The sequence below is a fragment of the Limnohabitans curvus genome, assembly GCF_003063475.1.
Lineage (GTDB): Bacteria > Pseudomonadota > Gammaproteobacteria > Burkholderiales > Burkholderiaceae_C > Limnohabitans > Limnohabitans curvus.
Genome location: NZ_NESP01000001.1, coordinates 2,604,888 through 2,616,903, shown reverse-complemented (window position 1 = coordinate 2,616,903; position 12,016 = coordinate 2,604,888). Strand labels below are relative to the sequence as shown.

Annotated in this window: 10 protein-coding genes and 1 tRNA gene; 3 read left to right on the top strand and 8 right to left on the bottom strand. The window is 56.0% G+C overall.

The window, feature by feature from the left end:
- Positions 1-85 precede the first annotated feature (85 nt).
- The 7 genes from rseP to rpsB all read right to left on the bottom strand — a co-directional run bounded on the left by rseP (position 86) and on the right by rpsB (position 6,639).
- Complete coding sequence (gene rseP / locus B9Z44_RS13140) at positions 86-1,456, bottom strand: RIP metalloprotease RseP (protein ID WP_108402645.1); 1,371 nt, start codon at positions 1,454-1,456, stop codon at positions 86-88.
- 3 nt (positions 1,457-1,459) lie between these two features.
- The gene (gene ispC, locus B9Z44_RS13135; protein ID WP_108402644.1) at positions 1,460-2,665 is read right to left on the bottom strand and encodes a 1-deoxy-D-xylulose-5-phosphate reductoisomerase; all 1,206 of its coding nucleotides are present in this window, start codon (positions 2,663-2,665) and stop codon (positions 1,460-1,462) included.
- Positions 2,666-2,670: 5 nt separating this feature from the next.
- Entirely contained in the window at positions 2,671-3,507 is an 837-nt protein-coding gene (locus B9Z44_RS13130; RefSeq protein WP_108402643.1) for a phosphatidate cytidylyltransferase, read from the bottom strand.
- Between the two features lie 5 nt (positions 3,508-3,512).
- Positions 3,513-4,073, bottom strand: coding sequence for a ribosome recycling factor (gene frr, locus B9Z44_RS13125; RefSeq protein ID WP_108360104.1), 561 nt, complete (start codon positions 4,071-4,073; stop codon positions 3,513-3,515).
- 50 nt (positions 4,074-4,123) lie between these two features.
- Complete coding sequence (pyrH, locus tag B9Z44_RS13120; RefSeq protein WP_108360105.1) at positions 4,124-4,846, bottom strand: UMP kinase; 723 nt, start codon at positions 4,844-4,846, stop codon at positions 4,124-4,126.
- A gap of 75 nt (positions 4,847-4,921) precedes the next feature.
- The gene (gene tsf, locus B9Z44_RS13115) at positions 4,922-5,815 is read right to left on the bottom strand and encodes a translation elongation factor Ts (protein ID WP_108360106.1); all 894 of its coding nucleotides are present in this window, start codon (positions 5,813-5,815) and stop codon (positions 4,922-4,924) included.
- 83 nt (positions 5,816-5,898) lie between these two features.
- Positions 5,899-6,639: a 30S ribosomal protein S2 gene (rpsB, locus tag B9Z44_RS13110; RefSeq protein WP_108360107.1), complete on the bottom strand. Its 741-nt coding sequence runs from the start codon at positions 6,637-6,639 to the stop codon at positions 5,899-5,901.
- 215 nt (positions 6,640-6,854) lie between these two features.
- Here rpsB and B9Z44_RS13105 point away from each other — a divergent pair, with 215 nt between their 5' ends.
- Together B9Z44_RS13105 and B9Z44_RS13100 are read left to right on the top strand one after the other, a co-directional pair.
- Positions 6,855-8,111 carry a D-amino acid dehydrogenase gene (locus B9Z44_RS13105; protein WP_108402642.1) on the top strand — a complete coding sequence of 419 codons (1,257 nt, stop codon included), beginning with the start codon at positions 6,855-6,857 and terminating at the stop codon, positions 8,109-8,111.
- On the top strand, positions 8,108-9,586 hold the full coding sequence (locus tag B9Z44_RS13100) for an NAD(P)H-hydrate dehydratase (protein ID WP_108402641.1): 1,479 nt from the start codon (positions 8,108-8,110) through the stop codon (positions 9,584-9,586). Before B9Z44_RS13105 ends, B9Z44_RS13100 begins: the two co-directional genes overlap by 4 nt.
- 27 nt (positions 9,587-9,613) lie before the next feature.
- Here the strand turns inward: B9Z44_RS13100 and rnr are convergent, their stop codons facing one another.
- Positions 9,614-11,863: a ribonuclease R gene (gene rnr, locus B9Z44_RS13095; protein ID WP_108402923.1), complete on the bottom strand. Its 2,250-nt coding sequence runs from the start codon at positions 11,861-11,863 to the stop codon at positions 9,614-9,616.
- A 23-nt stretch (positions 11,864-11,886) separates the two neighbouring features.
- Between rnr and B9Z44_RS13090 the strand changes: the two genes are divergently transcribed.
- Positions 11,887-11,971 (top strand) — tRNA-Leu (locus B9Z44_RS13090).
- The last annotated feature ends 45 nt before the right edge of the window (positions 11,972-12,016 follow it).

Sequence of the window (12,016 nt, the reverse complement as noted above, 5' to 3'; positions counted from 1 at the left end):
GTACCGGCAATGAATGCAGCAGTTTGGGCAAGTGTGGTGCGACGAAATTGAGAAAGTTGCATGTTCATGGGATGAATAGTGAGACTCATGGCAGCCAGCCCAGGCGAACCAGATCGTTAAAAACAGAAAAAACCATCAGTGCCACAAGCAGCGCCAAACCCGCGCGCTGCAAGGTATCGAGCCATTGCGGCGAAGGAGGATACCCTGTGCAGGCCTCGTAAAGATAATACAACAGGTGCCCCCCATCAAGGACAGGCAGAGGCAGCAGGTTAAACACCCCCAGGCTCACACTGACCAGGGCCAAGTAACTCAAATACGCACCCATGCCAAGGCTTGCAGAACGCCCCGCGTAGTCGGCCATGGTCAGCGGACCGCTCAGGTTATCCAACGACGCATGGCCGGTGAGCAAGCGGCCCAACATGTCGAGCGTCATCACGACAACCTCCCATGTTTTGACCATGGCTTTGTCAATCCCAACCCACATGCCGTACTGAACCCAAACCTTGGCAGGTGGCTCGCCCACTTGCGCGCCAATGCGACCAAAGTGCTGGGCAGCTTCGGTGATTTGTTCGGGTTGAACTTCAATGTGAAGCGGATGCCCGGCACGCAACACGTCCCACATTTGTGGCAGAGGCACTTCATGCTGCCCACTGACACGCACCATGGTTCGCAGTGTGCTGGCATCTGACACCACACGACCCTCGATGCGCAACACCTCGTCGCCGCGTTGCAGCCCTGCCGCATGCGCCGCACCACCTACGTGAACGTCAGCCAACACCGCACGACTCCACGCCCCCGCGAAGCCGCGGGCCTGCCAAGCATCGCTGGTGTTGGTGAGCGCATCCTCGGCAAGCGCAGGCAAACTCAAAACACGAGCACTTGACTTGCCCTGCGGCTGCACTTCTAAATACACAGCTGACGCAGCTTGCTGAAGCAACCACCAACGCAGCGCATCCAAAGAAGCGATGCCTTGCAAATCTTCGGTTGAAGTTCCAGCACGCAACACGGTGTCACCACTGCGTAAGCCAGCGGCTTCTGCCACAGAGCCTGCAATAGGCGCGGCCAAGGTGGCTTGGGTTTCGTATTGCCCCACCCAAAAAGTCACCGCATACAAACACACGGCGAGCGCCAAATTGGCCAAAGGTCCAGCAGACACAATCGCCGCTCTGACCCGCAACGGTTGACGATTAAAGGCCATAGGCGCATCTTGCGGCGCCACATCGCCTTCGTTCTCGTCGAGCATCTTGACGTAGCCACCGAGAGGAATGAGGCTGATTAAAAACTCGGTGTCTTGCCCTGCGTGTGGTTGGCGAGATTTCCAACGCAGCAAAGGCTTGCCAAAACCGATTGAGAACGTGAGCACTTTGACACCGCATGCCACCGCCACGCGGTAGTGGCCCCACTCATGCACGGTGATGAGCACACCCAGTGCGAGCAAAAAGGCCAAGAGGGTCATGGCTTATTTGGCCAAGAGGCGGACAGCATCTTCAGCCACGGCACGGGCTTGCGCGTCCAGGGCCAACAAATCGTCCAAGTTGTGCGGTGCGGATGGCGACAGCTGCGCCATGCAGTTTTGATTCACGTCGTGAATTTGATCGAAGCGAATGCGACGCTCCAAGAAAGCGGCCACGGCAATTTCGTTGGCGGCATTGAGCACCGCCGTAGTGCCACGTGGGCCACGCAAAGCATCCCAGGCCAAATGGATGCCCGCAAAACGCTCCGGATGACCATGGTCGTCCAAGGCTTCAAACGTCATCGCAGACAACGCATGAAAGTCCAAGGCTTGCGCGCCAGAGGCCATGCGCTCAGGCCAGCTCAAGCCATAGGCGATGGGCACGCGCATGTCAGGCGTGCCGAGCTGCGCTACCACCGACATATCTCGGTACTGCACCATCGAGTGGATGATGCTTTGGGGATGAATCACCACCTCCAAGCGCTCGGGCGGCAGACCAAACAAGTAACGCGCCTCAATCACTTCGAGCGCTTTGTTCATCATGGTGGCCGAATCCACTGAAATCTTGCGTCCCATCACCCAGTTGGGATGGGCGCACGCTTGTTCAGGCGTCACGTCTTTCAGTGTGGCTAAGTCGCGGGTGCGGAAAGGCCCACCTGACGCGGTGAGGATGATTTTTTCAACGCGCGCATCCCATGTCGAAGCATCTTCTGGCAACGACTGAAAAATGGCTGAGTGTTCGCTGTCAATCGGCAACAGCGTTGCGCCGCCTTGTTTGACCGCATCTAAAAACACTTCTGCGCCAACCACCAAAGCCTCTTTGTTGGCCAAAAGCAAACGCTTACCACTGCGTGCGGCAGCCAAACATGGCGACAAACCGGCAGCGCCCACGATGGCGGCCATCACCGTCTCGACATCCGGATGCGCAGACACCTCGTCTAAAGCGGCAGCACCACTCAGCACTTCGGTGTTCAAGCCTTCGGCTTGAATTTTGTCTTTGAGTTGTTGCGCGGCTTGCGCATGCACCATCACCGCAAAGCGCGGCTTGAACTGCGCACACTGGCGCAGCATCAAATCGACTTGGGTGGCACCTGTGAGTGCGAAAACTTGAAATCGTTCAGGGTGACGCGCAATCACGTCCAAAGTGTTGGTGCCAATTGAGCCCGTCGAGCCCAGCACGGTGATGCGTTGTGGCTTTGCGCCTGCTTGCATGCTTGTCACACCGATTGCGCCAACATCATGGCCAAAGGCAAAGCTGGCAGCAAAGCATCCACACGATCTAACACGCCACCATGGCCTGGCAATAACTGGCTGCTGTCTTTCATGCCTGCGCTGCGTTTGACCAATGACTCGACCAAATCACCGGCCACACTCATCAGAGTCAAGAACAACGTAGCCAGCACCAAGAACGGTGCGCCACGACTGTATAAACGTGTGTACAAACTTTGGCTGTCCACCGCGTATTGCGTGTCGACCCAAATCCAAACGCAGGCCATGAGCAAGACACCCACCATGCCACCCCACACACCTTCCCAGCTTTTGCCAGGACTGATGGCCGGGGCCAGCTTGCGTCGGCCAAAGGCACGGCCAGAAAAATAAGCAGCGATGTCGGCCATCCAGACGAGGAGCAACACAGACAACAAAAAGTTCACGCCAATGACCTTGGCTTGGTACATAGCCACCCATGTGAGCCACAAAGCCAACACGCCCACGACCAACCGCACCACACGCGAAATCGTGGCCCAGCGTTCTACGCCATTGCGAATCAACCAGCCAGCAACCAAGACCCACGCGGAACCGGAGATCGACCAAACATACGCAGGCGCTGCATAAGCCCAGCGCGCAGACCAAGCATACAAACACAACATCACACACAGCGCCGCTACGCGCAAAGAACCGCGCATGGCAAAGCCATTCAATCGCCCCCACTCCCATGCACCTGCAGCAATGAGAACCAGTGAAAGCCCAGCCAGAGGCTCAGCCGTATCCGCCAACAACGCTGGCAGAAGGAGCGCCAACAAAACCAGCGCAGTGATGACGCGTTGCTTCAACATCTGGTTTAAACCGACATGATTTCGTGTTCTTTGCTGGCGATGAGCTTGTCAATCTCAGCAATGTGGCTGTCAGTCACTTTTTGGATGTCTGCTTCTGCGCGTTTTTGGTCGTCTTCAGACGCGAGTTTGTCTTTCACCAATTTCTTCACGGATTCGTTGGCATCACGGCGCAAGTTGCGCACTGCCACTTTGGCGTTTTCGCCTTCGGTACGAACCACTTTGGTCAATTCTTTGCGGCGCTCTTCCGACATAGGCGGCATAGGCACGCGAATCAACTCGCCCATGGACGAGGGGTTCAAACCCAAATCGCTGTCACGAATGGCTTTTTCAATCTTGGCGCCCATGGGCTTTTCCCAAGGTTGCACGCTCAAGGTGCGGGCGTCCAGCAAAGACACATTGGCCACTTGGCTGATAGGCACCATCGAGCCGTAGTAATCGACTTGCACCGAATCAAGCAATGCAGGGCTAGGACGGCCCGTGCGAATTTTGGACAAGCTGTGGCTGAAGGCCGCAATGGATTGACCCATTTTGGTTTCGGTGGTTTTTTTGATGTCAGCGATGGTCATGTTGAGCTCCTGAGGCAGCGCAGTGTGGGGTTCGAAAAAAAACGGGAAAATTAGGCGTGCACCAACGTGCCTTCGTCTTCGCCCATGACGACGCGCTTGAGCGCGCCATTCTTGAAAATTGAGAACACCTTGATCGGCAACTTTTGGTCACGGCACAACGCAAAAGCGGTGGCGTCCATGATGCCGAGGTTTTGACCAATGGCATCGTCAAAGCTGATTTCGGTGTAACGCGTGGCGTTGGGGTCTTTCTTGGGATCGGCCGAGTAAACACCGTCCACCTTGGTGGCTTTGAGCACCATCTCTGCACCAATCTCGGCACCGCGCAATGCAGCAGCGGTGTCGGTGGTGAAGAAAGGGTTGCCGGTACCGGCAGCGAACACCACCACTTTGCCCTCTTCGAGGTATTGCAAAGCTTTGGGGCGCACATAAGGCTCGACCACTTGGTCAATCGCGATGGCAGACATGACGCGTGCGGTCAAACCGGTCTTGTTCATGGCATCGGCCAAAGCCAGTGAGTTCATCACCGTCGCCAACATACCCATGTAGTCAGCCGTGGCACGGTCCATCCCGACCGAACCACCCGCGACACCGCGAAAGATGTTGCCGCCACCAATGACGATGGCCACCTCGACGCCGAGGTTGATGACCTCAGTCACTTCATCCACGATGCGAACGATGGTGGCGCGATTGATACCGAACGCATCGTCGCCCATCAAGGCCTCCCCCGACAGCTTGAGCAAAATACGCTTGTAGGCTGGCTTTGGTGAGGTCATGAAAAGGCTCCTTGATGTGTGCAGTTGAATTGATGTACGGGGATATCAAAAGGGGAGCCTAAGCCCCCCTTTGTTTTAAGCAGACTGCTTAGCGGCAGCGACTTGGGCGGCCACTTCGGCGGCAAAGTCGTCGACCTTCTTCTCAATGCCTTCGCCCACCACGTACAGGGTGAAAGAAGCCACATTGGTGTTAGCAGCCTTGAGCATTTGCTCAACGGTTTGCTTGTCGTTCTTGACGAAAGTTTGGTTGAACAAAGACACCTCTTTGAGGTACTTTTGCACAGAACCTTCAATCATCTTGGTGGTGATGTCAGCAGGCTTGCCAGACTCAGCCGCTTTGGCTGCAGCAACTGAACGCTCTTTTTCGATCAAGTCAGCAGGCACGTCAGCGCTGGTCAAAGCCACAGGCTTCATCGCAGCCACGTGCATGGCCACATCTTTAGCGGCTGTTTCGTCGCCGTCGAACTCGACCAACACGCCAATGCGTGTGCCGTGCAAGTAAGAAGCCAACTTGTGTGCGCCGTCGAAACGCTTGAAGCGGCGGAAGCTCATGTTCTCGCCGATCTTGCCAATCAAACCCTTACGCACGTCTTCGAGCGTAGGGCCGAAGCTGTCTTGCTCGTAAGGCAAAGCGCCCAAGGCTTCGATAGAAGCGGGGTTGTGCTCAGCCACCAACTTAGCAGCAGCTTGTGCCAATGCCAAGAAGCTGTCGTTCTTGGTCACGAAGTCGGTTTCGCAGTTCACTTCCAACAAAGCACCTGTGTTGCCGCTGATGAAGCTGGTGACAACGCCTTCGGCAGTCACGCGGCTAGAAGCTTTACCAGCTTTGCTGCCGAGCTTGACGCGCAACAACTCTTCTGCTTTGGCCATGTCGCCATCGGCCTCAGTCAAAGCTTTTTTGCACTCCATCATGGGAGCGTCAGTTTTTGCGCGCAGTTCAGCGACCATGCTTGCGGTAATTGCAGCCATTTAAATTCTCCGTATTCAGTTCAAAACAATTTGGGTGTGAAAAAGGGGCTTCACAAGCCCCTTTTCAAGCGTGGGTCGCGTGATTAAGCAGCGACTTCAACAAACTCTTCGCCGCCTTCGGTCACGGCTTTGACCAAGTCGTTGGTGGCGTTAGCACGACCTTCGATGATCGCGTCAGCGATACCGCGAGCGTACAAAGTCACAGCCTTCGACGAGTCGTCGTTACCTGGGATGATGTAGTCGATGCCTTCAGGTGAGTGGTTAGAGTCCACCACACCGATCAATGGGATGCCCAATTTCTTGGCTTCAGCGATGGCAATTTTGTGATAACCAACGTCGATCACGAAGATCGCATCAGGCAACACAGCCATATCTTGAATGCCGCCGATGTCTTTTTCAAGCTTTTCCATTTCGCGCTTGAACATCAGTTGTTCTTTTTTAGACAAAGCGTCCAAGCCAGCTTCTTGCTGGATTTTCATGTCTTTCAAACGCTTGATCGATGTCTTGACGGTTTTGAAGTTGGTCAACATGCCACCCAACCAACGTTGGTCGACATAAGGCACGCCAGCACGTTGTGCTTCAGCGGCGACGATTTCGCGTGATTGACGCTTGGTACCGATCATCAACACGGTGCCACGGTTCGCAGACAACTGCTTGACGAACTTAATGGCGTCTTGGAACATCGGCAACGATTTTTCCAAGTTGATGATGTGAATTTTGTTGCGGTGACCGAAGATGAACGGGGACATCTTGGGGTTCCAGAAGCGAGTTTGGTGACCAAAGTGGACGCCGGCTTCCAGCATATCGCGCATAGTGACTGACATAGAGATACTCCAAAGGTTGGGTCTAAAATCCAGCCCATCATCACCGCAAGTTTTCATTCTTGAAAAACTCTTGGCAACACCTTGATTGGACTGGTTTGCGAGTGATGTTTGTCCGAACTTGAGACAAAGCCTCAACCTCGGAAAAACCCAATGATTCTAGCACACCCATACATGCCCCCTACCCCCACCCAGCTGCCTTCAGCAAGGATTTACGCATGAAGGTCGCCGTGATTGGCGCGGGCGTGATTGGTATCACCACCGCCTACGAATTGGCAACACAAGGCCACCAGGTCAGCGTTTTTGAGCGCAACGGGGCAGCAGCCGAAGAATGCAGCTTTTCGAACACCGGCGTTGCCTCTGCCGGTTATGCCGCGCCATGGGCTCGGCCCGGTATGTTCAAACATGTGCTGACACATTTGTGGCAGCGCGATACACCGCTTCGCATTTCCAAACTCAGCATGGCCGATTGGCGCTGGCTATGGCAAATGCGCAAAGCTTGCGACAGCACCACCTTTGCACGCAACCGCGAAAGCATGTTGCGCCTGGCCGAGTACAGCAGCCACCGCATGCGCACGCTCACCGACACCTTGAACTTGGAGCATGAACGCAGCCAAGGCTTCATGGTGTTGCTGCGCAGTGAGCGTGAAAGCCGCCTGATGCAAGACTCCTTAAAAGTCATGCGCGATGCGGGGCTGAGTTTCAAAACATTGAGCGCTGAAGAAGCCAGAAATATCGAACCTGCGCTCAAACCTGAAACCGCTTTGGCACAAGCCATTCATTTTCCTGAAGATGAAGTGGGCAACTGCCGTCAATTCGCCCTATTGCTGAAAAACGAAGCCGAGTCGTTAGGCGTGAAATTTCACTTCAACACCCCCATTGAGCCACTGTCAAGCGCACAGCCCAAAACCATTCGCATCGCCAAACAAGATCTTGGCGAAAAGTTTGATGCGGTGGTGGTTTGCGCAGGTCTGGCAAGCGCGCAACTCGTGCGTCCTTTGGGGCTTCGGATTCCATTGGCGGCGGTACACGGCTACGCCATCAGCGCATCGGTGCGTGAGCCCCTCGATGCCCCACGCAGCGGCGTGATGGACGAACAATACAAAGTTGCCATCAGCCGCCTCGGGCAGCGCGTGCGCGTCTCCGGTGGCTCTGAAATCGGTGGCAACGCCAGTCGCCATGATGCGGCCAGTATCAAAACGCTGTACCGCGTCTTGGACGATTGGTTTCCGGGGGCTGCACGCACGCAAGACAGCATGCAGGTCTGGAAAGGCTCGCGTCCCATGCTGCCAGACGGACCACCGATCTTGGGTGCCAGCGGCATCTCTGGCGTATGGCTGAACCTAGGTCATGGGGCCAGCGGCTGGACGTTGGCTTGTGGCAGCGCTCGCGCGGTGGCAGACAGCATCAACGGCAAAAGCCCCGACATTGATTTGCAAGGCCTAGGCCTTGAACGCCTGCACCTCCAACGATGAAAACACAAGGTCTGACACAAACACTGAGCAGCCAAGCCACTTGGCCGCTGCACAGCGTTGCACAGACCCAAGCCCTTGAACATGAAGCGCAAGCCGCACTCCCTGCTCACACGCTGATGCAACGCGCAGGCTTGGCCGCGGCACAACTGGCCTTGGCGATTGCACCTCACGCACAAAAAATTTGGATTGCCTGCGGCCCCGGCAACAACGGTGGTGACGGCTTAGAAGCCGCCATGCATTTACACGCATGGTGCAAACACCCCATCGTCACATGGTTAGGCAAAGACGGCGACATGCCAGCAGATGCCAAGCAATCATGGCTGCGTGCAAAAGACGCAGGCGTCACATTTGCTGAACAACCCCCTGTGCAGTTTGACCTTGCCATCGACGCCCTCCTCGGCATAGGCGGACAACGCTCGCCCGAAGGCTTGATGGCGCAATGGTTAGGCGCCATGCAACGCAGCGATGTGTCTGTGCTGTGCGTGGATGTCCCCACAGGATTGTTGGCAGACACAGGCGAGTGGTTAGACACATCGCCACAGCATCACGTCAAAGCCAAGCGTCACACCCTGAGCTTGCTCACACTCAAACCCGGGCTATTCACAGCCAACGGCCGCGATGCAGCTGGTCATATTTGGTTCAACGACCTAGGTGTGACCGCCCAAAAAACGCCAACCGCCTGGCTGCAACACAGCCAGCCAGCTCACGCGCCTCGCGCACACAGCAGCCACAAAGGCAGCTTTGGCGATGTGGCCGTGATTGGCGGTGCGCCGGGCATGTCTGGCGCCGCCATGTTGGCGGCATTGGCCGCCTTACACGGCGGTGCTGGCCGCGTGTTTGTTGGACTCATGGATGAAGACGCCAAACATGCGGCGACCGCCGCGCACCCACCCTTGATGGTGCGCGACATCACACACCTGGCCCTGAATGAATCCACGGTGGTGTGCGGCTGCGGTGGAGGCGATGCGGTGCATGCCTTGATGCCGCAGGTGCTGTCATCGTCTCAGCAATTGGTGCTGGATGCCGACGCCTTGAATGCCATCGCACGTGACACGGCACTGCAAAGTCTGCTGAAAAAACGCAGCCCCCGTCACAAGCCCACCGTCCTCACGCCCCACCCGCTCGAAGCAGCTCGGCTCTTAAATTGCTCAGCAAAGGAGGTTCAGAAAAACCGTTTGCACGCTGCACAGCAGCTGGCAAACACGTTTCAATGCGTGGTGGTACTGAAGGGGTCTGGCAGCATCATTGCCAGCCCTGGCCACACACCCGTCATCAACGCGTCTGGCAATGCGCGTCTGGCCACAGCGGGCACAGGTGATGTGCTGGCGGGCTTGATCGGAGCCTACCTGGCACGCAGCGAAGATCCATTTGCAGCGACATGCCAAGCCGTGTTTGCACACGGGCAGGTGGCCAATGCTTGGCCAAGTGATGCAGCGGCACTCGATGCCGCATTGTTGGCGGCATCGGTGCGCTAAAACGCTCAGTCGCTTAGCTTGTGCGCATCACTTACGAGAGCGGCGACTCTTGGCGCTGGCTTTTTTATCGCCCGATTTACGAGCGGCACCCGCCGTTGATTTAGGTTCACCTCGCCCGGCTTTGCCGCTCATGTTGGTGAATGCTTTTTTCACTGCCGTTTTGAAGTTTTGCATGGACGAGCCGTTGGCATCTTTCGCACTGCGCGGCAACAACTCATCAGCTTCACGTACCAAGCGGAAGTCAATCTTGCGACCATCCAAGTCGACACGGCTGACCTGAATGCGCACACGCGACCCAATGCCATAGCGAATGCCCGTGCGCTCACCGCGCAGCTCTTGGCGCATTTCGTCGAAGCGGAAATACTCACCACCCAACTCGGTGATGTGCACCAAACCTTCGACGTACATGGCGTCCAAAGTGACGAACAAGCCAAAACCGGTTGCCGCAGTCACGACACCGCTGTACTCCTCGCCCAAATGCTCGCGCATGTACTTGCACTTGAGCCAAGCCTCCACATCACGGCTGGCCTCATCGGCACGACGCTCATTGGCGCTGCAATGCAAACCTGCGGCTTCCCACGCTTGTTGGTCTGGCGTTGGCTTGGTTTTTTGCTCCAACTTGTTTTCAGGTTCACGCACCCGTGAGGCCAAGCGACGTGCCAATTTGGCATGCGCTTCACCGGGCGTGGGCAGCGTCGGCAATTGGTATTTGCGCTTGAACAAAATCGCTTTGATGACGCGATGCACCAACAAGTCCGGGTAGCGACGGATGGGGCTGGTGAAATGGGTGTAGGCCTCAAACGCCAAACCAAAGTGACCGTTGTTGTCGGGCGTGTACACCGCTTGCGACATGGAGCGCAACAGCATCGAATGAATCTGCTGTGCGTCTGGGCGCTCTTTGGTGGCTTCGGCAATCGCTTGAAATTCAGCGGGCTTTGGGTTATCGCCCACAGTCAAGCCCACACCCGTGGCTTTGAGGTAACCACGCAGCAAGTCGATCTTTTCTGGCGTTGGGCCTTCATGCACACGGAACAAACCTGGGTGCTTGCTTTGCAAAATAAAGTCGGCGCTACACACGTTGGCGGCGAGCATGGCCTCTTCAATCAACTTGTGGGCATCGTTGCGCACACGTGGCACGATTTTGTCGATGCGTCCACTGTCGTCGCACACAATTTGTGTTTCGGTGGTTTCAAAGTCAACAGCACCCCGTGCACGGCGAGCCTTGAGCAACGCACCGTACACATCGTGCAGATTGAGCAAATCGTCGATGCGCTCTTTGCGCTTGGCTGCTTCTGGGCCGCGTGTGTTTGACAAAATCGCTGCCACTTCGGTGTACGTGAAGCGCGCATGGCTGAACATCACCGCAGGATAAAACTGGTACGCCTCGACATCGCCTGAAGCGTTGATCATCATGTCACAGACCATGCACAGGCGCTCGACATCGGGGTTCAAGGAACACAAACCGTTCGAGAGTTTTTCGGGCAGCATGGGAATCACGCGGCGTGGGAAATACACACTGGTGGCGCGGTCGTAGGCATCCACGTCAATCGCGCTGCCCGTTTCCACATAACTGCTCACATCAGCAATTGCAACCAACAAGCGCCAGCCTTTGCCCTTGCCGACTTTGGCAGGCTCGCAATACACGGCATCGTCAAAGTCGCGCGCGTCTTCACCGTCAATAGTGACCAGTGGCACGTCCGTCAAATCGACTCGACCTTTTTTGTCTTGCGCACGCACTTTGTCAGGCAAACCGCGCGCCATGCCCAAACAAGCGTCTGAGAATTCATGAGGGACGCCATATTTGCGCACCGCAATTTCGATTTCCATGCCGGGGTCATCGACCTCACCCAACACTTCTTTGACGCGACCCACGGGCTGACCGTACAGGCTTGGTGGCTCTGTCAACTCGACCACCACCACCTGGCCGACCGTCGCGTTGGCGGTCGCACCTTTGTTGATCAAGACATCTTGACCATAACGTTTGTCTTCAGGCGCGACTAACCAAACGCCACTTTCTTGCAACAAACGACCAATGATGGGTTGCGGCGAACGCTCCAAAATTTCAACCACGCGCCCCTCTGGGCGGCCTTTGCGGTCAAACCGCACAACGCGTGCTTTGACGCGGTCACGGTGCAGTACCGCGCGCATTTCATTAGGGGGCAAGAAGATGTCTGGCGAACCATCATCTCGTTGCACAAAACCGTGTCCATCGCGGTGTCCCGAGACGGTTCCTTCAAACTCTTCCAGTAAACCACTGGTGTGTGCGGAATTCTTGATACAATGCCTCTCTTTCCTGAAATGCCCAGGTGGCGGAATTGGTAGACGCACTAGTTTCAGGTACTAGCGAGTAACATCGTGGGGGTTCGAGTCCCTTCCTGGGCACCAATATAAGTTAAATGAAAGCCACCTTTTAGGTGGCTTTTGTTTTTT